This is a genomic window from Herbaspirillum sp. WGmk3 (assembly GCF_023952535.1).
GTDB classification, from domain to species: domain Bacteria; phylum Pseudomonadota; class Gammaproteobacteria; order Burkholderiales; family Burkholderiaceae_D; genus Herbaspirillum; species Herbaspirillum huttiense.
In genome coordinates, this window is the sequence record NZ_JAKYWT010000002.1 from 312,895 (window position 1) to 333,588 (window position 20,694).

Annotated in this window: 17 protein-coding genes; 9 read left to right on the forward strand and 8 right to left on the reverse strand. The window is 63.0% G+C overall.

Going from position 1 to position 20,694, the window contains the following annotated elements:
- Positions 1-2: 2 nt before the first annotated feature.
- The 3 genes from MKD49_RS07510 to MKD49_RS07520 form a co-directional block, all read right to left on the reverse strand.
- Positions 3-1,871, reverse strand: a complete 1,869-nt coding sequence (locus MKD49_RS07510; protein WP_252695930.1) for a peptide transporter — start codon at positions 1,869-1,871, stop codon at positions 3-5.
- Between the two features lie 114 nt (positions 1,872-1,985).
- The gene (locus MKD49_RS07515) at positions 1,986-3,053 is read right to left on the reverse strand and encodes an alpha/beta fold hydrolase (RefSeq protein WP_252695931.1); all 1,068 of its coding nucleotides are present in this window, start codon (positions 3,051-3,053) and stop codon (positions 1,986-1,988) included.
- A gap of 117 nt (positions 3,054-3,170) precedes the next feature.
- Positions 3,171-4,181: a helix-turn-helix domain-containing protein gene (locus MKD49_RS07520; protein WP_252695932.1), complete on the reverse strand. Its 1,011-nt coding sequence runs from the start codon at positions 4,179-4,181 to the stop codon at positions 3,171-3,173.
- Positions 4,182-4,380: 199 nt separating this feature from the next.
- Between MKD49_RS07520 and eat the strand changes: the two genes are divergently transcribed.
- The 4 genes from eat to eutC all read left to right on the forward strand — a co-directional run bounded on the left by eat (position 4,381) and on the right by eutC (position 9,485).
- Entirely contained in the window at positions 4,381-5,763 is a 1,383-nt protein-coding gene (eat, locus tag MKD49_RS07525; RefSeq protein WP_209581808.1) for an ethanolamine permease, read from the forward strand.
- A 55-nt stretch (positions 5,764-5,818) separates the two neighbouring features.
- Positions 5,819-7,141, forward strand: a complete 1,323-nt coding sequence (locus tag MKD49_RS07530) for an HAD family hydrolase (RefSeq protein WP_121045619.1) — start codon at positions 5,819-5,821, stop codon at positions 7,139-7,141.
- A gap of 68 nt (positions 7,142-7,209) precedes the next feature.
- On the forward strand, positions 7,210-8,616 hold the full coding sequence (locus MKD49_RS07535) for an ethanolamine ammonia-lyase subunit EutB (RefSeq protein WP_252695933.1): 1,407 nt from the start codon (positions 7,210-7,212) through the stop codon (positions 8,614-8,616).
- On the forward strand, positions 8,613-9,485 hold the full coding sequence (gene eutC, locus MKD49_RS07540) for an ethanolamine ammonia-lyase subunit EutC (protein ID WP_252695934.1): 873 nt from the start codon (positions 8,613-8,615) through the stop codon (positions 9,483-9,485). The genes MKD49_RS07535 and eutC overlap by 4 nt, the downstream gene beginning before the upstream one ends.
- 130 nt (positions 9,486-9,615) lie before the next feature.
- Here eutC and MKD49_RS07545 read toward each other — a convergent pair whose 3' ends face one another.
- A complete protein-coding gene (locus MKD49_RS07545) occupies positions 9,616-11,844 on the reverse strand; it encodes an NADP-dependent isocitrate dehydrogenase (RefSeq protein ID WP_252695935.1) in 2,229 nt (742 codons plus the stop codon).
- 366 nt (positions 11,845-12,210) lie between these two features.
- Here MKD49_RS07545 and MKD49_RS07550 point away from each other — a divergent pair, with 366 nt between their 5' ends.
- Complete coding sequence (locus MKD49_RS07550; protein ID WP_134222527.1) at positions 12,211-12,495, forward strand: DUF1778 domain-containing protein; 285 nt, start codon at positions 12,211-12,213, stop codon at positions 12,493-12,495.
- Positions 12,492-12,986, forward strand: coding sequence for a GNAT family N-acetyltransferase (locus MKD49_RS07555; protein ID WP_252695936.1), 495 nt, complete (start codon positions 12,492-12,494; stop codon positions 12,984-12,986). The genes MKD49_RS07550 and MKD49_RS07555 overlap by 4 nt, the downstream gene beginning before the upstream one ends.
- A gap of 82 nt (positions 12,987-13,068) precedes the next feature.
- Here the strand turns inward: MKD49_RS07555 and MKD49_RS07560 are convergent, their stop codons facing one another.
- Positions 13,069-14,355, reverse strand: coding sequence for an MFS transporter (locus tag MKD49_RS07560; protein ID WP_121045611.1), 1,287 nt, complete (start codon positions 14,353-14,355; stop codon positions 13,069-13,071).
- 341 nt (positions 14,356-14,696) lie between these two features.
- Between MKD49_RS07560 and MKD49_RS07565 the strand changes: the two genes are divergently transcribed.
- Positions 14,697-15,695 (forward strand): 2-hydroxyacid dehydrogenase, encoded by a 999-nt coding sequence (locus tag MKD49_RS07565; RefSeq protein ID WP_209581828.1) that lies wholly within the window; start codon positions 14,697-14,699, stop codon positions 15,693-15,695.
- Here the strand turns inward: MKD49_RS07565 and MKD49_RS07570 are convergent, their stop codons facing one another.
- Positions 15,696-16,052 carry a hypothetical protein gene (locus tag MKD49_RS07570; RefSeq protein ID WP_039787111.1) on the reverse strand — a complete coding sequence of 119 codons (357 nt, stop codon included), beginning with the start codon at positions 16,050-16,052 and terminating at the stop codon, positions 15,696-15,698. It lies immediately after the preceding gene.
- Positions 16,053-16,267: 215 nt separating this feature from the next.
- Positions 16,268-17,461, reverse strand: coding sequence for an NO-inducible flavohemoprotein (hmpA, locus tag MKD49_RS07575; protein ID WP_252695937.1), 1,194 nt, complete (start codon positions 17,459-17,461; stop codon positions 16,268-16,270).
- Positions 17,462-17,633: 172 nt separating this feature from the next.
- On the opposite strand from hmpA, the gene norR reads away from it, so the two are divergent.
- Positions 17,634-19,211, forward strand: a complete 1,578-nt coding sequence (gene norR / locus MKD49_RS07580) for a nitric oxide reductase transcriptional regulator NorR (RefSeq protein WP_252695938.1) — start codon at positions 17,634-17,636, stop codon at positions 19,209-19,211.
- 140 nt (positions 19,212-19,351) lie between these two features.
- Here norR and MKD49_RS07585 read toward each other — a convergent pair whose 3' ends face one another.
- Complete coding sequence (locus MKD49_RS07585) at positions 19,352-19,534, reverse strand: hypothetical protein (RefSeq protein ID WP_034330630.1); 183 nt, start codon at positions 19,532-19,534, stop codon at positions 19,352-19,354.
- A gap of 429 nt (positions 19,535-19,963) precedes the next feature.
- Here MKD49_RS07585 and MKD49_RS07590 point away from each other — a divergent pair, with 429 nt between their 5' ends.
- Positions 19,964-20,191: a dodecin gene (locus tag MKD49_RS07590; RefSeq protein WP_034330632.1), complete on the forward strand. Its 228-nt coding sequence runs from the start codon at positions 19,964-19,966 to the stop codon at positions 20,189-20,191.
- Positions 20,192-20,694 lie beyond the last annotated feature (503 nt).

A 20,694-nucleotide genomic window follows, 5' to 3' on the forward strand; every position in this document is an offset into this window, starting at 1 on the left:
GCTCAGTCGCCCGCTGCCTCGCCGCACAGTGCGGCCAGCGCATCGCCCAGCGATTCGGGCCGTCCCTCGAACAGTCGTTGCAGCGCTTGCGGATCGGCCAGCAACGCATACAGCGCACTGCGCGCAGCATAGTCGGTCGCCATGCGGACTGCCGCCAGGATGTAGTCGTCCAGCGTGGCGGCAATGGTCCAGTCGGGCAGTCCAATACGGCGGAACAACCCCTCATCGATGTGTTCGAAAACCTCCGGCCCGGTCTTGCAGACGCCCGGCAGTCCTACCGTGAATGCATCGATGATGCCATTCGTATTGCCGAAGGGCAGGGGCGACAGGAACATGTCGCACTGGTTGAAGAGCGACAAATACTGCTGGTAAGGCTGGTGCGGATAGACCTGCGCGTTTGGAACGTAGCGCAGGATCAGCCGTTGCAGCTGCGGATAGAGCAGCCCTTGTGCCTGCCCCACCAGGAAATGCAGCCGCACCTCCCGCGCCGCGCCGTCCGGCACTTGCGCCGACAATTCCACGATGCGCTGGCAGGCCATCAGGAAGCGCGGATTCAGTTTCATGGTGGTGGCGGCCACGGCCACGTTCACCACTGGCTGATTGCGCCGCTGCAATTGCGGCACGATGAAGGGCACGGCCGAGGGGCGGTAGGGTTGTCCGTCGGCAGGCAGGCGCAGCAGTTGCTCGCTGAAGCAGGCCGGGTCGCCGATGAAATCCTCTTCCACGCTGATGTAGTCGATGCGCGGCGAGCAGGTGGTCGCAGGATGCCCGAGCGCCGCCACCTGCAAGGGCGCCACGCGCAGATTGGCGGCGAACATGGTGATGGGGAACATGCCCACGCTGGGCATGTAGAACACCCGCGGCCGGCGCGCCGTGGCAATCTCGCGCAGCGTCTGCAGGCTGGCCATCAGATTGCCCGGCTGCGCCAGCGTGATGAATTCATCGAAGACGGCACGGCCCAGTTCGTCGGTATTGGCCGCGTAGCCCAGGGCCACCACGTGGAAATGACGGCGCGCCGCTTCCAGGGTCTTGGAGTGGGTGCGATAGATCGAATGCCCGCCCGAAAACCATTCCAGCAAGACCAGCATCACCGGCTTGCCATTGACGCGTGCATCGCCGGTCTGCGAGAGGTCGTCCAGCCCTTCGGCATCCAGCTTCCTGCGCAGCAGCTGGTTGATTGCGCCCTTGATGCGATGGCGCTGCGGCAGGTCGGCGTAGCTGCAGTGCATGTAGACATCATGCAGGACGGCCACTGGCAGGCCGTCCAGCGATTCCAGCTCGGGCAGCCGGTCAGGCAGCCACTGCAGCAGCGCTTCACGCTTGGAGTGCGCTGCCGGCGTGCCGAGAAAACGCGGTGACATCAGCGCCAGGAAGAGGGCGGCGGCCAGCGGCTTGTTTTGCGCCCACAGGGCTTCCACATCCAGTGCCAACTCCGACTCGGGCGAATACAGCAGACAGAATTTCACCAGGTCCAGCGGCTTGACCTCAAACACCTGGGCCTGTGGCCCGCCGAAATTGAGCGAGCGCAGGATGTGGTCGGCATTGATGAAGTGGCTGGCACCGAAGAGGGCCGCCAGCCAGCGCTGGAAGTGGATCAGTTGACCGAAGCCGTTGGGGCTCAGGTGAAAGCCGGGGTCCGACAGCAGGGCCGAGATGGCACCGGTGATGCGGGTCAGCGTGTGCTGTTCCAGTTCTGCCTGGGTTACGGCCGGGGAGACCTGCAGCGAAAACTTGCCGGCCAGTTGGCCATACTGGCGGTCGATCAGTTGCAGCAGGCGCACCAGTTCCCGTGCCGCAGGTTCCTGCTGGCGCGCGTAACAGAGGTACTCGAAGTTTTCCAGGGAGAAAATGTCGTCTTGGCTGGCCGTCATTGTGTTCTCGTTGTCGGGCTTGGGCTGCCGGCATTGTGCCGTCTCTCCGGGTTCTCTGCCAGTGCTTCAGGGCCTGTTCCCATGCAATCTGCGAGATGCGTTGCCCCCGGAAGCCTAGTGCTGAGCCGGAGGCTCCTGCGCGGGCTGTGCAAAGATCAGGCCCGGCGCCAGCGGAGAACGATACAAGCGCGGCGCCCCGTGGCCCGCGTCCGGAATTACCTGCTGCGGATGGTGTATCGGGATCTGCCATTGCCCGGCCAGAAACTGTTCATAGTCCCGGTACGCCAGTTGCCGCGCCAGCCGCGTCGGTCCCTGCAGCGCTGCGCCGCAGGAGCGGTCGAGGAAGCGATGCTGCGGATCGACATCGCGCCCACCCACCAGATAGCGCACGTCACGAGCCGCATAGCGCGCCCATAGCTGGCGCGCCTCCAGATGCTGCTGCACCAGGTAAGCGGGAGGCTCGACGAGACCGTAACGGTAGTGGTCGTAATGCGGGCAGGACGCCGCTGCCGGTACCGCGAATGCGCCTGCCTGCGGACGTTCCGGGCTCACGTAGAGATAGGACGAAGGACTGGAAATGATGTAGCGCACCTGAATCCCGGCGGATTGCAAGGTCTCCGCGACCGGATTGAGCAAGGCGTAGCGCTGCATCAGCTGGGCCCCGGCGGAATGGCCGATCAGGACGATCTCGCGCAGGTCGGGAAAGCGCCGGGGCTCTGCCAGCCAGCGCACCAGGTCATCCAGTGCCGCGAAGCTGCTGATCCCCGTGACGCCTCGAATGGAGGCTGCTCCTTGCATCCAGCCGTTGCCGGCCCAGATCGGCATCCCCGGCAAGAGACCGGCATCCTTGCGGGCCATGAAGTTGGGTGCCAGCAGCAGTGTATTGCCTGAAGTCAACGCTGCCTGCTGCAGCAGGTGTTGACCGAGGGCAAAGTAGTCAACCGCATTGCGCTTGACCCCGTGCACGATGATGACGGCGCGTTCCACATGGCTGGGGAGATCGTTCAGATCGGCGTTGGCATAGACCGCCATGGTGTAGGGCGTGCTGCCCAGCGAGAGCGCCTGACGTGCCTGGCTGGTGGCGGCCGGGGTGGACGATGAGGACTGGGCTGCAGCTGGCAACGCCCACAAGGCGGCGATGAGCAGGGCAGAAAATCGGACTAAACGGGCTAAGCGGACCATCGGCGTGCCATAGGTTCAAGTGCAGGCTTGCATGCGAATGCATATGTGCAGAATATACCTCGTTGCGGCATGGCCGGTCGTGCATGCCTCTCGTTTTATCGTACCGGCGGGTGGCGATCAGTGCCGGGTCCGTGCCTGCAGCATGGCCGACGGCGTCTGTCCGAACAGCTTCTTGTAATCGCAGGAGAACTGGCTGAAATTGGCAAAGCCCCAGGCGGCAGCGATGTCGCCGATGCTGCCCACGGCCTGGCTGCCATCACCTTCGCACAGGGCGCGGCGCACGCCGTTCAGGCGCAGCGACCGCAGATAGCTCATGGGACTGATGCCCAGTACATCCTCAAAGCAGTATTGCAGCGTACGGCGGCTGACATGGACCGCTTCACACAGCATGGGCACGGTCACCGGACTGTCCTGATGCGCCATGGCGAACTCGCGCGCATCGTTGACGATGCGGCGGCGGCGCAGGAAGCTGGCCCCCGCTTCAGCCTCGATCTCGCCTTCATCGAGCATCGCCAGCATCGCCACCAGCACCGCTTCCTGGCGCAGCTGCAGGGCGGCGTGCGCTTGCGCACCGCTGGCCTGTCCGGCCAGGGTCAGCAGGGCAGCGATCTGCTGGCGGCACTCCTCCAGCCCCTGGTGATCGACTTTCAGCAACTCTGCCTGGCCCAGACGTTTCCAGTCCAGCGCGGCCATGCAGCTCAGGCGTGCCGCGCTGGACTGCAGGGCATCGCGCTGGACCACGATGCCATAGATCTCGTGTGCATCCGGCGTGACCAGTTCGAATTCGCAGGCACCGGGCCGCGTCATCACCACATCCTCGCCGACTTGGCGGCCGTTGATGCGCATGCCACTGGTGCGCACCTCGATGCCGAACCAGAAGGCGTCCGGCCACACCTGGCAGGACTGCCGTACCGCGCGGCTGCTGGCCTCGCGGAAGATCTGCAGGCCGCTGCTCTGCCATTCCTGCAGCACGCCTTCGAAAGCGCCGCAGGTGATCTGGTCGTAGCGTTGCTCCCAATCGGTCAGGTTGTGCGCATGCTCATCCACGTCGCGCGCGATGGCGGTGCGCAATGCCCGCTGGCTGTGCGTGGCAGGTGTGTCAGCTTGGGACAGTGCGAGAGTGGGCATGGACAGGCTCCTTGATCGACGGGGCGGCGGGCAAGCCGCGCAGTTTTGCCGAATTTCGATAACGCCGCTGAAATCGCCGTTGCTATATTGCGTCGGCAGGGCAGCGCATTGCGCGAAATCAAGCAAGCGCCATGCCCGCCCGTCCTTTCACAGGGGCCGCCATGCAGCGGCTCCGCCTTCGCGCCAAAGGGAGAATCCGATGAATGCAAGCTCTTCAGGGCAGGGGCATACGCTCAAGCCCGTCCTGTCCACCCTGCAGCTCTGGGCCATTGCGGTCGGGCTGGTGATTTCCGGCGAATACTTCGGCTGGAGCTATGGCTGGGCCAGTGCCGGGACGCTGGGCTTCACCGTCACGGCGCTGTTCATCGCGGCCATGTATGCCACCTTCATCTTCAGCTTCACTGAACTCACCACCTCGATTCCCCATGCGGGCGGGCCGTTTGCCTACAGCAAGCGCGCCTTCGGGCCGGTCGGCGGCTATCTGGCCGGGGCCGCCACGCTGATTGAATTCGTCTTTGCGCCACCGGCCATCGCACTGGCCATCGGCGCCTACCTGAATGTGCAGTTCCCCAATATCGATCCCAAGCTGGCGGCACTGGGGGCGTATCTCGTGTTCATGACGCTCAACATCGTCGGCGTGCAGATCGCGGCGACCTTTGAATTGTTCGTCACGCTGCTGGCGATCTTCGAGCTGCTGGTGTTCATGGGCGTGGTGGCACCGGGCTTCTCGCTGGCCAATTTCACCAAGGGCGGCTGGGCCGGCAGTGATGGCTTCAGCATGGCGGCAGTGCCTGGCATGTTCGCGGCGATTCCGTTTGCGATCTGGTTCTTCCTGGCCATCGAAGGCGTGGCCATGGCGGCCGAAGAGGCCAAGGATCCCAAGCGGTCCATTCCCATCGCCTACATCACCGGCATCCTCACGCTGGTGGTGCTGGCCATTGGGGTGATGCTCTTTGCTGGCGGTGCGGGCGACTGGACCAAGCTGGCCAACATCAACGACCCGCTGCCGCAGGCCATGAAGCTGATCGTCGGCGACAACAGCAACTGGCTGCACATGCTGGTGTGGCTGGGCCTGTTCGGGCTGGTGGCGTCCTTCCACGGCATCATCCTGGGCTACTCGCGCCAGATCTTTGCGCTGGCCCGCGAAGGCTACCTGCCGGCGTATTTTGCCCGTGTCCATCCGCGTTTCAAGACGCCGCACCGCGCCATCCTGGCCGGCGGGGTGGTCGGGATCGCCGCCATCTACAGCGATGAACTCATCAAGATCGGCGGCCAGACGCTCACGGCCAACATCGTCACCATGTCGGTATTCGGCGCCATCCTGATGTACATCCTGTCGATGCTCTCGCTGTTCCGCCTGCGCCGCGCCGAGGCCGGCCTGGAGCGGCCTTTCCGGGCACCGCTGTATCCATACTTCCCGGCCTTCGCGCTCTTCGGTGCACTGGTGTGCATGGCCACCATGATCTATTACAACCCGCTGATCTTCGGCATCTTCATCGCCTTGCTGGCACTGGGCTATGCCTGGTTCCTGGCGACGGCACGCCAGCGTGCGGAAGGGGCGGCGGCGGTTGCAGAATTCTGAACGATATAAAACTTTTATACCGATAACTCCATACCGATCATTCGACAGGGCCATCATGAACAACAATCACAAACCGACGACCGACACCGCCGCACCCGCTCTCAAGCGCCGTGGCTTCCTGGGCGGCCTGCTGGCGGCTGCGGCCGGTGGCGCACTGGCCACCATCGCCACGCCCGGCCAGGCGGCCGCCCGCGCTGAAGTCGCGCTGGACCGTGCCAAATGGGCGGCCCGCAATCACGAGATGGTGGCGCAGATGATCGCCGAGCATGGCAAGCTGTCATCCGGTTACCAGAGCGGCAAGCGGCCCTATGCCGTGTTCGACTGGGACAACACCAGCATCATGAATGACTGCGAAGAAGCGCTGTTGATGTACCAGATCAATACGCTGTCTTTCAAGCTGACACCAAACGAGTTCGCGGCCATCACCCGTCAGAATGTGCCGCCGGGTCCGTTCAGCAAGGACTTCAAGAATGCGGCAGGCAACATCGTGGATCTGGAAGCGATCTGCGCTGACCTCGATGCGGATTATGCGTTCCTGTACGCCAACTACAAGGGCATGGCCGGCAGCAAGAGCCTGGAAGAAATCACCGCCACGCCGGAGTTCCAGGACTTCCGTACCAAGCTCTACTACCTCTATGAAGCCGTCAACGATACGCATGGCGTGGCCGTCGGTTATCCGTGGGTGATCTATTTCTTCGCCAACATGAGCGTGGCCGAAGTGAGCGCGCTGGCCGAAGCCTCCAACGATGCTGCGCTGGGCGCGGCGCTGACCAAGGTCAAGTACACCAGCCCGGCCGATCGTGCGGGCAAGGCGGGCGTGGTGAGCGTGTCGCACTTCCATGGCATCCGCCTGTGCACCGAAATCGCCACCTTGATGGACAGCCTGCGCCGCAATGGCATCGACGTCTATGTCTGTACCGCCTCGCTGGAAGATGTGGTGGCCGTGTTTGCGACGCACCCCAAGTATGGCTACCACGTTACCCGTGAAAACGTCATCGGCCTGCGCCTGGAGCGCAACGGGCAGAGCTTCCGCAATGCCTATCTGAAGGAGTGGCCGCTGACCTGGGGGCCGGGCAAGACGGTCGCCATCAAGCAGGTGCTGGTGGCGCAAAAGGGGTATGGTCCGCTGTTCGTGGCGGGCGACAGCGATGGCGATTACGATATGCTGCGCGACTTCCCCGAGACCCGTTATGGCCTCATCGTCAATCGCATGAAGAACGGCAAGATCGGTGAGCTGTCCAAACTCGCGGCGGACCAGATCAGTGCCGCCAAGCCGCGCTTCCTGCTGCAGGGACGCCAGGAGTCGACCGGCAACTGGCTGCCGGCCGAAACCAGCATCAAATACGGCAAGACCGCACCGCAACTGCTGACCAGCTGATCGGACAGCAGCGGGGCATGACGCACCGCTGCCTCAGCGGGCAGCGGTGACCAAGGAGGAGCATCATCATGGCCGAACACCGTTTCCGGCACAGTGTGGGTAGCGCCAGCTACGTGTTTCGTGATCTCAAGGAAGTGATGGCAAAGGCCAGCCCGGCGCGTTCCGGCGATCTGCTGGCCGGTGTGGCGGCGGGCAGCGCCGAGGAGCGCGCCATTGCCCAGATGGCGCTGGCGAACCTGCCGCTGAAGACTTTTCTCGACGAGCCGCTGATCCCTTACGAAGAGGATGAAGTTACCCGGCTGATCCTCGACAGTCACGACCGTGCCGCCTTTGCGCCGATCGCGCACCTGACGGTGGGCGATTTCCGCAACTGGCTGCTGGCCGATGACACCGACAGCACGGTACTGGCCGCCGTGGCGCCCGGTGTCACGCCGGAGATGGCAGCGGCCGTCTCCAAGATCATGCGCAACCAGGACCTGATCCTGGTAGCCAAGAAGTGCCGCGTGGTCACCGCCTTTCGCAATACCATCGGCTTGCCCGGGCGCTTGTCCACCCGCCTGCAGCCCAATCACCCCACGGATGACGCCAGCGGCATCGCCGCCAGCATGCTCGATGGCCTGATGTATGGCAATGGCGATGCGGTCATCGGCATCAATCCCGCTACCGACAACGTCCCGCAGGTGGTCAAGCTGGTCGGCATGATGGCCGATGTGATCGCGCGTTACGAGATCCCGACGCAATCCTGCGTGCTCACCCACGTCACCAACACGATTGCCGCCATCGAGCGCGGTGCGCCGGTGGATCTGGTGTTCCAGTCGATTGCCGGGACCGAGGCGGCCAATCGCGGCTTCGGCATCGACCTGGCCATCCTGGGCGAGGCGCGTGAGGCTGCGCTGTCGCTCAAGCGCGGCACGGTCGGCGACAACGTGATGTATTTCGAAACCGGGCAGGGCAGTGCGCTGTCAGCCAATGCGCATCACGGCATCGACCAGCAGACCTGCGAGGCGCGCGCGTATGCCGTGGCCCGCGCCTTCAAGCCGCTGCTGGTCAATACGGTGGTGGGCTTCATCGGGCCGGAATACCTGTATGACGGCAAGCAGATCATCCGCGCCGGACTGGAAGACCATTTCTGCGCCAAGCTGCTGGGCCTGCCCATGGGCTGCGACGTGTGCTACACCAACCATGCCGAAGCGGACCAGAACGACATGGATGTGCTGCTGACCTTGCTGGGCGTCGCCGGCTGTACCTTCGTCATGGGCATCCCCGGTTCGGATGACATCATGTTGAATTACCAGACCACTTCCTTCCACGATGCGCTGTATGCGCGGCGGGTACTGGGTTCGCGGCCGGCGCCGGAGTTCGAGGCGTGGCTGCACAGGATGCAGATCTTCAATGCGGGTGGCCAGGAGCAGCCATTCCGCCTGCATGCCGACATGCCCCCCGGTTTTCGCGAGACCTTGTTGCGCCTTCAATGACCATGGACGACAAAGAAGCCATTTCACCGCAAGGTGCAGAAAACGTCAGCCCCGGTGCAGAAAGCGTCACGGCCAATCCGTGGGAGGCATTGCGCCGTTTCACTGCTGCGCGCATCGCCCTGGGACGCAGTGGCGTAAGCCTGCCGACCGCGCCGCAACTGGCTTTCCAGCTGGCGCATGCGCAGGCGCGCGATGCCGTGCATCTGCCGCTGGATGTGGCTGCGCTCAAGGAACAATTGCAGCAGCAAGGACTCTGCGCAGCCGAAGAGGTGATCGATGTGCAAAGCGCGGCAGCAGACCGGCTGGTCTACCTGCAGCGGCCGGACTTCGGGCGCAGGCTGTCGGAAACATCGCGCCAGCAATTGCTTGAGCGTTTTGGCACCGCGCCGCAACGGCGCTTCGATGTGGGCTTCGTGATCGCCGATGGCTTGTCGGCGCTGGCCATCGTGCGCAATGCCGCGCCTTTCCTGGCGGAGGTGATGCAGCGTATTGCGCCGGAAGGATGGTCGATGGCACCGCCCGTGATCGTGCAGCAGGGACGGGTGGCGGTGGCCGATGAAATCGGCGAATTGCTGGGCGTGAAGCTGGTGGTGATCCTGATCGGCGAACGTCCGGGGCTGAGTTCACCGGACAGCATGGGTCTCTATCTGACCTGGATGCCCTCGCGCGGACTCACCGACGCCAGCCGCAATTGCATCTCCAATGTGCGGCCGGAAGGTTTGCCCTATCCGGAAGCCGCCTACAAGCTGCATTACCTGATGGCGCAGGCGCACCGGCGTGCCCTGTCAGGCGTGGCCCTGAAGGATGAGACGGCCAGCGAGGGTGAGGAACTGGATGTGCGACGCAACTTTTTGCTCGGCGGGGAATGAGCCGGCTTATCTGAAAATCTGAAAGGGAAGCGTTATCGGGAAAAAGGAAAAGGCCGCGAACTTTCATTCACGGCCTTTCCTTTTTTGCGCGGGGAGGGCGATGCATCCCCCTCCCTGAAGCATCGACGCTTTACACCGATTCCAGCGCCTGGTTCAGCGTGGCGCTCGGACGCATCACGGCGAAGGTCTTCTCACGATCCGGCAGGTAGTAGCCGCCGATGTCGACTTCCTTGCCCTGCACCGAGTTCAGCTCTTCGACGATCTTCTGCTCGTTCTCGGACAGTGCCTTGGCCAGCGGGGCGAACTGCTTGGCCAGTTCGGCATCGTCCTTCTGGGCGGCCAGTTCCTGGGCCCAGTACAGGGCCAGGTAGAAGTGGCTGCCACGGTTGTCCAGCTCGCCGGTCTTGGGCGAAGGCGACTTGTTGTTGTCCAGCAGCTTGCCGGTGGCAGCGTCCAGGGTCTTGGCCAGGATCTTGGCGCGGGCGTTGCCGGTCTTGATGCCCACGTCTTCGATGGAGACGGCCAGGGCCAGGAATTCACCCAGCGAATCCCAGCGCAGGTGGTTTTCACCGACCAGCTGTTGCACGTGCTTGGGGGCCGAGCCGCCGGCACCGGTTTCGAACATGCCGCCACCGGCCATCAGCGGGACGATCGACAGCATCTTGGCCGAGGTGCCCAGTTCCATGATGGGGAACAGGTCGGTCAGGTAGTCGCGCAGGATGTTGCCGGTCACCGAGATGGTGTCCAGGCCGCGGATGACGCGTTCCAGGGTGTAACGCATGGCGCGCACTTGCGACATGATCTGGATGTCGGCACCGGTCAGGTCGTGATCCTTCAGGTAGGTGTTGACCTTCTTGATCAGTTCGGCCTCGTGCGGACGGTACGGGTCCAGCCAGAACACGGCCGGCATGCCGGACAGGCGGGCACGGGTCACGGCCAGCTTGACCCAGTCACGCACGGCGGCGTCCTTGACCTGGCACATGCGCCAGATGTCGCCTTCTTCCACGTTCTGCTCCAGCAGCACCTGGCCATCCAGGGTGACGATGCGCGCCACGCCGGCTTGGGCGATTTCGAAGGTCTTGTCGTGCGAACCGTATTCTTCGGCCTTCTGGGCCATCAGGCCGACGTTGGGCACGGTGCCCATGGTGGTCGGGTCGAAGGCGCCGTTGGTCTTGCAGAAGTTGATGATTTCCTGATAGATGCGGGCGAAGGTCGATTCCGGCAGCAGGGCCTTGGTGTCTTCGGTCTTGCCAGCGGCGTTCCACATCTTGCCGCCAGCACGGATCATGGCCGGCATGGAGGCATCAACGATCACGTCGTTGGGGGCGTGCAGGTTGGTGATGCCCTTGGCGGAGTCCACCATGGCCAGGCGCGGACGCTTGGCTTCATCGGCCTTCAGGTCGGCCAGCACTTCGGCCTTCTTGTCTTCGGGCAGGGTGTTGATCTTTTCGTAGACGCCGGACATGCCGTTGTTCGGGTTCACGCCGATCTCGGCGAACAGCTTGGCGTGCTTGGTGAAGGTGTCCTTGTAGTAGGTACGCACGGCGTGACCGAAGACGATCGGGTGCGAAACCTTCATCATGGTGGCCTTGACGTGCACCGACAGCAGCAGGTCGGTGTCGAAGGCGTCCTGCATCTGCTCCTCGTAGTAGGCACACAGGGCCTGCTTGCTCATGAACATGCTGTCGATGATTTCACCGGCTTGCAGCGAGATCTTCGGTTTCAGGACGATGGTTTCGCCGGACTTGGTGACCAGGTCCATCTTGACGTCCACGGCCTTGTCCAGGGTCAGGCTCTTTTCGCCGGCGTAGAAGTCGCCGCCGTGCATGTGCGCCACGTGGGTACGCGAGGCCATGGACCACTTGGCCATCGAGTGCGGGTGCTTGCGGGCGTAGTTCTTGACGGCGTTGGGCGCGCGGCGGTCGGAGTTGCCTTCGCGCAGGACCGGGTTCACGGCGCTGCCGGTGACCTTGGCGTAGCGCTTCTGCAAGGCCTTTTCTTCTTCGGTGCTCGGGTTTTCCGGATAGTCCGGCAGCTTGTAGCCGCGCGCTTGCAGTTCGCGGATGGCCGCTTGCAGCTGCAGGATCGAGGCGCTGATGTTGGGCAGCTTGATGATGTTGGCGTCGGGGCTCTGGGTCAGTGCGCCCAGTGCGGCCAGGTTGTCGGGGACTTTCTGTTCATCGGTGAGGTACTCAGGGAATTCAGCCAGGATACGCGCAGCCACCGAGATATCGCTTTCGACGACGTCGATGCCGGCCGCGGCGGTGAACTTCTTGACGATGGGCAAGAGCGAGTGGGTCGCCAGATAGGGTGCCTCGTCGGTCAGCGTATAGATGATGGTCGGGTTGCCAGTAGTCACGATGATGTCCTTGCGTTGGTGTGTTGATGTGCTTTGGTGCGATCCCCGCAGCGCCGGATGGACCGCCCTGGCTCTGTCGGCCTGGGCTGGTGCCACCTCCTTGTCGGCTGTGCTGCGTGGAAATTCGTCTCCCGGGGCGGCATGGCTGGCGTACTGCTGCCAGAAGGCCGCGGCAAAAAACAGCGGTAGTTTACTCCTAAGCGAGGCGAAATGCTTCAACTCTTATATAAGACTTGAAGAAATTTTTGCTTTTCGAAGGATTGCTGCTCCGTTCTCAATCCCTTGGCATGACTCTGCTATTGTCGTGGATCCACTTTTTGTGGATGTCCGGCAAAATGCCGTACAATTCATTTCATGGGAAAACGCATGACACCAGCTGTCGCCACTGCTCGACTGGAAGCCCGGATCAGCCCGGAGCTTCAGCAATTGCTCAAACGTGCCGCCGAGATTGAAGGACGGACCTTGACCGACTTTGTCGTTGCTGCCGTCCAGGAAGCGGCGCAGAAAGCGGTCGAGCAGGCCGAAGTCATCCGTTTGTCCTTGCAGGACCAACAGCGCTTTGCCGAGGCGCTTCTGGCTCCGCCACCACCATCGGCAGCACTGCAGCGCGCCATGGCGCGCCATGACAAACTCCTGCGCAGCGAAGAATGACGCGCCCGCCGTTCCTCGTGACGGCTTTAGAACCCGCCCTTCACGATCGCAGCCGCTTCGACAGCGGCACACCCGCATTGAACCGCTATTTGCGCGAACAGGTGACCCAGGATATCCGGCGCCGCGTGGCCGCCTGCTTTGTCGCAGTGGACGACGATCAGCGGGTGGCCGCCTATTACACGCTGGCCAGCGCCAGCGTGCCGCTGGTGGGCCTGTCCGATGAGATGCGCCGCAAGCTGCCTCGCTATGGCGCCATTCCTGCCATCCGTCTCGGTCGTCTTGCGGTCGACCGGGAATTCAAGGGCCGGGGCCTCGGTGGTGCTTTGCTGGTCAATGCATTGCGCCGGGCCGTCGCGGCGGAGATTCCGGGCGCGGTCTTGGTGGTCGACGCCAAGGATCCGAAGGCGTCAGCCTTTTACCGCCACCATGGTTTCATCGCCCTGCAGGATGCACCGCTCACGCTGTTCTTGCCCCTCGCGTCAGTGCGTTAAGCAAGCGGCATTTTCTCCGGCAGGCCATAAAAAAGGGCCGCAACTCTGCGGCCCATCCCAATAGCTAGTACAAGAACCTGTCTCAGGCCGTCACTGCCTGCCGTGCCGCCTTGTTGCGATACAGGATCAGGGTGGCGATCAGCCCGCACACTGCAGCCGTGCTCATCCAGAGGCCAGGCGCTGCCTTGTCGTGGGTCATTTCGATCAGGCCAGTCGCAATGGCCGGCGTGAAGCCGCCGAAGACGGCGGTAGCCAGGCTGTAGGCCAGCGAGAAGCCCGCAGTACGGACGTCAGCCGGCATCACCTCGGTCAGAGCCACCACCATCGCGCCGTTGTAGCTGGCGTACAGGAAGGACAGCCACAGTTCCACCATCAGCATCTTGGCGAAGCTGGCGTCATGCACCAGCCAGTTCACGGCCGGGTAGGCAGTCAGGATGGTCAGGACGGTGAAGGTCACCAGGATCGGGCGACGGCCGATGCGGTCTGACAGCGCGCCCATGATGGGCAGCCAGATGAAGTTGGACAGGCCCACGCACAAGGTCACGATCAGGCTCGCTTCGGTGGAGAGCTTCAGCACGTTCTTGCCGAAGGTCGGGGTGTAGACCGTGATCAGGTAGAACGACACGGTGGTCATCGACACCAGCATCATGCCGGCAATGACCAGCTTCCAGTTCTCGATCATGGAACGGAAGATCTGGCCGGTGCTCGGACGATGCTTGCGGCGCATGAACTCTTCGGTTTCCTGCAGCGAGCGGCGGATCACGAACAGCACCGGCACGATCAGGCAGCCGATGAAGAACGGCACGCGCCAGCCCCAGTCACCGACCTGGGCCGGGGTGAGCGTCGTCGAGAGCATGTAGCCGATGGCCGCTGCCACGATGATGGCCACCTGCTGGCTGGCCGACTGCCAGCTCACATAGAAACCCTTGTTGCCGGGCGTGGCCATTTCGGCCAGGTAGACCGACACGCCGCCCAGTTCCACACCGGCCGAGAAGCCTTGCAGCAGGCGGCCGACCAGCACCAGCATCGGAGCCAGCACGCCGATGGTGGCGTAGGAGGGGACGAAGGCGATGAGCATCGTGCCCAGGGCCATCAGCGCCAGGGTCACGATCAGGCCTTGGCGGCGGCCGACGCGGTCGACATAGGCGCCCAGGATGATGGCGCCCAGCGGACGCATCAGGAAGCCGGCACCGAAGGTCATGAAGGTCAGCATCAGCGAGGCGAACTCGTTGTCGCTGGGGAAGAAGGCCTTCGAGATGTGGGTTGCGTAGAAACCGAACAGGAAGAAATCGAACATTTCCATGAAGTTGCCGCTGGTCACGCGCAGCACGGTGGAAAACTTCGATTGCGAAGAAGTGGATGTCGTCATGATATGTGCCTCGTTATCTGTTGGGCGGACCGTGTTGATTCCGGTCTTGCGCCTGTCTCGTACTGCCATGCGGCAGCTTGTGTCAGGATCTTTTTTTGTGGGGACAGCTATTGCGCCGCCGATTCTATGCCCGAAAGTGATCCATGGGACCCACTTGCGGCGCTGCGCAAGCAAATATCGGTTTTTTCGATAGCTGGATGAAAGCTTCAGCGCGCATTTCCATCGCAAAAAGCTGTTCGCACGGCAAGCTGCGGTGGGTCAAGGCGATCCGAAGTGAATTATGGTGCAATGCGGCATTGCACATGACTTCACGCAACCCAGCTCATCCATGAAAGGTTCCTATGAAAACCGCCGTCTTCAGCGCCCGCCGCTACGACCAGACCCTGCTCACGCGCGCCAATACCGCGTCCGGCGCTGCGCATGAACTGGTGTTCCTGCAAGACCGTCTCGATCTCGATACGGCACAGCTGGCCAGCGGCTGCCAGGCCGTGGCGGCCTTCGTCAACGATGACCTGGGTGCTGCCGTGCTGGAACGCCTGGCCGCTCTGGGCGTGCGTTTCGTCACCACACGCTCCACCGGCTTCAATCACATCGATACCCAAGCCGCACGGCGGTTGGGTATCACGGTGGCGCGCGTGGCCGATTATTCACCTTACTCGGTGGCCGAGTTCGCCGTGGGCCTGCTGCTGGCGGTGAACCGAAAAATCGCGCGCGCCAGCATGCGCACCCGCGAAGGCAATTTCGAGCTGGAAGGATTGATGGGCTTCGACCTGCACGGCAAGACCGTGGGCGTAATCGGTACCGGCAAGATCGGCGCGCTGTTCGCCCGCATCATGGCCGGATTCGGCTGCACCGTGCTGGGCAGCGACGTGCATCACAATCCGGACTTCGAGGCTCTGGGCGGACGCTACGTGCGCCGCGAGGAGCTCTTCGCCGCCAGTGACGTGATTTCGCTGCATTGTCCGCTCACTGAAGCCACGCGCTATCTGGTCAATGCCGAGACCTTGGCCCTCGCCAAGCCCGGCTGCATCCTGGTCAACACCAGCCGCGGCGGGCTGGTCGATACCGAAGCCGCGATTGCCGCCTTGAAGAGCGGCCAGTTGCGCGGCCTGGCCATCGATGTCTATGAACAGGAGGCCAGCCTGTTCTTCCAGGACCTGTCCTCGACCATCATCACCGATGACGTGATCCAGCGCCTGGTCTCCTTCCCCAATGTCATCGTCACCGGTCACCAGGCCTTCTTCACCGAGGAAGCCATCGGCCAGATCATGCAGACCACCATCGCCAACCTGAATGATTTCGCCGCGGGCAAGCAACTGGGCGAGCGTCTGGTGGCCTGATCAGCTCGCATGGCGGCCGGTGTCGAACAGCGAGCCCAGCTGCTCGCCGATGCGCGGACGCAGGTGTTCATGCACGCGCTGGATGATGTGTTCGGCATCGTCGGCGCCATAGGTCTGCGCCAGCTGGCGATGCATGTCGAAATGCAGGTAGAGCAGTCCGCGCAGACTCTGGAAAGCAGTCGGATGGGCCTGGCCGCAGACCTGCTCGTTGTTGTCCATGACCTGGTTCAGTACGCCCGGATCGAAGAGGCGTACCTGGCAGATCACGGCGCAGCGGACGATCTCCAGGTCCAGTGCTTCCAGTTCCTGGGTCAGTTCATCGGGAGTGTGGCGCTCGGCGCTCAGCTTTTCGCTCATGGCGGTCTTTCGGAGGAGGAGGGGAGTCCTCAGGATAGCATTTGCTGCAGCGCGGAAAACTTGTCGAAGATCAATCTTTCAGGGATTGCCAGCGCGAGGCAGGTAAATTTTGCCAAGAGCTTCACGCTGCTGCAGCATGGCGCTCAGACGGAACAAAAGGGCGATGGCGGATTGCCCGCCATCGCCCCTTCAGCGCGCCTTTCGGCCAGACAGGATCACTCCAGCGCGGCAGCCGGACCGAAGAATTCATATCGGCTCTGAGCCGCCGGTACACCGAGCGCGCCCAGCGCACGCTTGATGGCTTTCATGAACGGCTTGGGGCCGACGAAGTAGGCGTCCACGTCCCGCGTTTGCGGTAGCCATTGCTGCAGCAGAGCCGCATCGATGAAGCCGGTGGCGTAGGGGGCCGGATCGCCTGCGCGCGCCCGTTCATAGCAGAAATGCGCCTGCAGTTGCGGGTGTTGCGCCGCCAGTTCTTCCACCTGACGGCGGAAAGCATGCACGCCGCCATGGCGCGCCGCATGGATGAAATGTACCGGGCGACCGGTCGGCAGCGCCGCTGCCAGCATGGTCATCATCGGCGTAATGCCCACGCCGCCGCTGATGAGCACCAGCGGCTTGTCACTGGCCGTGAGCGTGAAGTCGCCGGCCGGCGGGAACAGTTCCACCACCGCGCCCACATGGATCTCGTCGTGCAGATGGCGCGAGACCTTGCCCTCGGCTTCACGCTTGACGCTGATGCGGTATTGCAGCGGCTGCCCCTGCTGGCGCAGCGGGGCCGACAGCGAATACTGGCGGCGCTGTTCCAGTCCGTCCACCACCATGCGCAGGCCGATGTACTGGCCCGGCTCAAAGTCCAGCAGCGCGCCGCCATCCTGGGGCATGAAGTAGAAGGAGGTGATCTCCTCGCTCTCGGCCACCTTGCGCGTGATCACGAAATTGCGCGCACCGCGCCAGCCGCCGGGCGCGGCGGCCTTGGCGTCATATTGCTGGCGTTCGGCGCCGATGAGGATGTCGGCCAGCTGGCCATAGGCGGCCGCCCAGGCATCGATGACGGCATCGGTGGCGATCTCCGCGCCCAGCACTTCACGGATGGCACGCAGCAGGCAGTCGCCGACCATCGGGTAGTGCTCGGGCTGCACCTGCACGGCGACGTGCTTGTTGATGATCTGCGCGGCCAGCGGGCCCATTTCTTCCAGGCGATCGATATGCCGCGCGTACATCAGTACGCCATTGGCCAGCGCACGCGGCTGGTCGCCGCTGGCCTGGTGGGCGCGATTGAAGAGGGGATGAACCTGTGGGTAGTCGCGCATGAGCATCTTGTAGAAGTGCGTGGTCAGCGCCTCGCCGCCCGATTCGAGCAGGGGGACGGTGGATTTGACGATGGCGAGTTGGGCATCGGTAAGCATGCGGGACCTTTCTGTTGGAAGCGGTGGAGGAAGTGCCGGAATGTCCGGGACCCTCTTGCTATTACAAAAGGCGTGCCACTTTCGAATGCCAATAAAATCAGGAACTTGCGAGCAGTTGGTGTATTTATGACCTGTGTCATAATGACCAATCAATCTTCCTTTGGAAGTCAATATGACCTCAAAAGTCCTGCTCGACGCCTTGCTCCCGCTGGTAGCCGACCTGTCGCGCCAGATTGATGACCGCGAGCGCTATCGCTGCCTGCTGCAGACCTTGCGCACGCTGTTCCCCTGCGATGCTGCAGCCTTGCTGCGACTGGAGGGCGAGCTGCTGGTGCCGCTGGCCATCGACGGACTTTCCAGCGATACCTTGGGCCGCCGTTTCCGCATCGCAGACCATCCGCGCTTCGGCGTGCTGCTGGCCAATCTCGGGCCGACACGCTTTCCTGCCGATTCAAGCCTGCCCGATCCCTATGACGGTCTGGTCGATGGCTTGAATGACGCCCATTCCGGCGCGCTGGAAGTGCACGATTGCATGGGCTGTGCGCTCTCGGTCAATGGCCGCCCGTGGGGCTTGGTCACGCTGGATGCGTTGGGTGCAGGGCGCTTCGATGGCGTCGACATGGCCTCGCTGCAGGCTTTTGCGGCGCTGGCGGCTGCCACCGTTCATGTGGCCGAACGCATCGACGACCTGGCCGCCGCTGGCGAACAGGCACGCCAGCGCGCCGAAGCCTATCGGCTGGGGCTGGAGGAGAGCCAGGGCAAGCGCGAACTGATCGGCCAGAGTCCGGCGCAGCAACAGCTGCTGGACGAGATCCGCATGGCCGCCCCCAGCGACATGACGGTGCTGGTCACCGGCGAAACCGGTACCGGCAAGGAACTGGTGGCCCACGCCCTGCATGCAGCCTCGCCCCGTGCGCACAAGCCCATGATCAGCCTGAACTGCGCAGCCTTGCCCGATACGCTGGTCGAAAGTGAATTGTTCGGCCACGTGCGCGGGGCTTTCTCGGGAGCGGTTGCAGACCGTCGCGGCAAGTTCGAGATGGCCGATGGCGGTACCCTGTTTCTGGATGAGGTCGGGGAGCTGCCGCTGGCGGTGCAGGCCAAGCTGCTGCGGGTGCTGCAGAGCGGGCAGCTGCAGCGGGTCGGTTCAGATCGCGAGCACCGCGTGGACGTGCGCCTGATCGCTGCCACCAACCGGGACCTGGCCGAGGAAGTGAAGCGCGGCCATTTCCGCGCTGATTTCTATCACCGCTTGTCGGTGTTCCCGATCCGCGTGCCGCCGCTGCGCGAGCGCGGGCGCGATGTGCTGCTGCTGGCCGGATATTTCCTGGAGCAGAACCGGGCGCGGCTGGGCTTGTCCAGTCTGCGCCTGGCAGCCGATGCCCAGCGCGCACTGCTGGACTACGCCTGGCCCGGCAACATCCGCGAACTGGAACACCTGATCGGGCGCAGCGCCCTGCGCGCCCTGGCATCGCAGCCAAAACGACCCGCCATCCTGACGCTGGATGCGGCGGCGCTGGAGTTGGGGCATTCCGCCCGCCCGCTAGCCTCGCCTGACACTGCGGCCAGCGCACAAGCTGAACCCGCGCAGCCGGGCGAAGGCCTGCGTGCAGCCGTCGAGCGCTTCGAGCGCAAGCTGGTCAGTGAGTGTCTCGAACGCCATGGCGGCAACCTGGCCGCGACGGCGCGGGAGCTGGGGGTGGACCGGGCCAACCTGAACCGGCTGGCCAGGCGTCTCGGACTGCGTTGAGCCGAGGGGAGGGTGGTTTACGGTCGATATGAAGAAAAAGAAAAGAAAACGGCCGAAATCCGTCAGGGCAGGCTGCCCATCATGATTCCGGCCGTGGCGGCGTGAAGCCCGGTGTCAAAAAGCCAGAGCGGAGAACAGCCTCAGGCGTCTTGACGCTCCACATCCAGTTCTGCCAGCTGGCCGCGAATGCGGATGGCCGTCAGGTTGCGGGCGGCAGCGGCATCGTCGTTGACGTGTTGCAGGTCTTCGGGCGGTGCGCTGATGACCTTCACGGGTGCGCCTGCGGGTGCAGTGACGGTAACGCCGGGGTTGAGTTGCGACATGATGATCTCCAAGGGATGAAAATCTCGTGCAGGCCCGCCGGAACGAATCAGGGCGGGCAGGGCCGCCATCGATCATGCGTAGCGTCGCTACGCATATGAACGTTTTGGCAAGCCAGATGATGCAATATTAGCCGGTTTGGTTGCGGTGCAACAGGTATTGAGCGGCTTAAATTTTTGTAGGAAGACACGCACTGTTGAAGACCGGCAATCCTTGTTTTCCGGCAATGGGAGGGCGGCTCCGGGCAAATTTGCTGCGGAGCAAAAAACGAGTTGATCTGATCGGTCGTCTGTCGTGCGCGGGATGGCTTTCCCGCCTGCTGTCCTACGCAAGCTGCTGGCGTTGGCCGATGCCGTCCGCGCAATGGGCCGGCTAGCCTATGGATTCGCCTCATCGTCCGATGAGCCCATCCCCATCAGGAAGGAGTCCCCATGACCGAACGCAAGCAAGACAATTCCAACACCTACAAGATCATCGAAGTCGTCGGCAGCTCGCCCAACGGCACGGATGAAGCGATCCGCAATGCCCTTGCCGACGTGGCCAAGACTGTCAAGAACGTGGACTGGTTCGAGGTCACGCAATGCCGTGGCCATGTGGAAAATGGCAGCATCGGCCATTTCCAGGTGGGCTTGAAGATCGGTTTCCGCGTCGAATCCTGAGCGTGTTCAAGGCCGATGCCATGGATGAGGGATACAGGCAGACAATGCGCATCGCCACCGGATAGCGATGTTCAATTTGCGCCTGCGGCATCGGCTCGCTAAGCTGAAAACTCTTCGCACCCGGCGCCCTGAACCCTCGATCCAGGGCGTTTCAATGACGGCACCTCGCGCCGCTATTTCCCGTAAATCATTTAGCCATTCAGATAGCTCATCTGGCAGTGCAGCGTGGCGAGCCCTTCCGTGATGGAAGAGCGCAAGCCGGCTGTGCGATGCCGGCTTGTTGCTTTATGGTGATCGTCGATGCATTGAGGCGTGGGCATTTTCGCCGCGCTGCAACAGTAGGATTCATCCTACGCCATCTCAGGCCGCTGTCCGATAGTGAGCGGATCTGCCGATCCGTATAACGTAATCATCGGCGCTCAAAAGACTGTCCAGTCCAACACAACAACAAGGACGTGTTTTCGCCCCGGCCCCCGGATCAAGCCACGGCCAGGACGAAGACC

Bases quoted from the DNA above. Each gene is read 5' to 3' on its own strand.
- MKD49_RS07510 (WP_252695930.1), bottom strand. From the start codon at position 1,871: ATGACGGCCAGCCAAGACGACATTTTCTCCCTGGAAAACTTCGAGTAC.
- MKD49_RS07515 (WP_252695931.1), bottom strand. From the start codon at position 3,053: ATGGTCCGCTTAGCCCGTTTAGTCCGATTTTCTGCCCTGCTCATCGCC.
- MKD49_RS07520 (WP_252695932.1), bottom strand. From the start codon at position 4,181: ATGCCCACTCTCGCACTGTCCCAAGCTGACACACCTGCCACGCACAGC.
- eat (WP_209581808.1), top strand. From the start codon at position 4,381: ATGAATGCAAGCTCTTCAGGGCAGGGGCATACGCTCAAGCCCGTCCTG.
- MKD49_RS07530 (WP_121045619.1), top strand. From the start codon at position 5,819: ATGAACAACAATCACAAACCGACGACCGACACCGCCGCACCCGCTCTC.
- MKD49_RS07535 (WP_252695933.1), top strand. From the start codon at position 7,210: ATGGCCGAACACCGTTTCCGGCACAGTGTGGGTAGCGCCAGCTACGTG.
- eutC (WP_252695934.1), top strand. From the start codon at position 8,613: ATGACCATGGACGACAAAGAAGCCATTTCACCGCAAGGTGCAGAAAAC.
- MKD49_RS07550 (WP_134222527.1), top strand. From the start codon at position 12,211: ATGACACCAGCTGTCGCCACTGCTCGACTGGAAGCCCGGATCAGCCCG.
- MKD49_RS07555 (WP_252695936.1), top strand. From the start codon at position 12,492: ATGACGCGCCCGCCGTTCCTCGTGACGGCTTTAGAACCCGCCCTTCAC.
- MKD49_RS07560 (WP_121045611.1), bottom strand. From the start codon at position 14,355: ATGACGACATCCACTTCTTCGCAATCGAAGTTTTCCACCGTGCTGCGC.
- MKD49_RS07565 (WP_209581828.1), top strand. From the start codon at position 14,697: ATGAAAACCGCCGTCTTCAGCGCCCGCCGCTACGACCAGACCCTGCTC.
- MKD49_RS07570 (WP_039787111.1), bottom strand. From the start codon at position 16,052: ATGAGCGAAAAGCTGAGCGCCGAGCGCCACACTCCCGATGAACTGACC.
- hmpA (WP_252695937.1), bottom strand. From the start codon at position 17,461: ATGCTTACCGATGCCCAACTCGCCATCGTCAAATCCACCGTCCCCCTG.
- norR (WP_252695938.1), top strand. From the start codon at position 17,634: ATGACCTCAAAAGTCCTGCTCGACGCCTTGCTCCCGCTGGTAGCCGAC.
- MKD49_RS07585 (WP_034330630.1), bottom strand. From the start codon at position 19,534: ATGTCGCAACTCAACCCCGGCGTTACCGTCACTGCACCCGCAGGCGCA.
- MKD49_RS07590 (WP_034330632.1), top strand. From the start codon at position 19,964: ATGACCGAACGCAAGCAAGACAATTCCAACACCTACAAGATCATCGAA.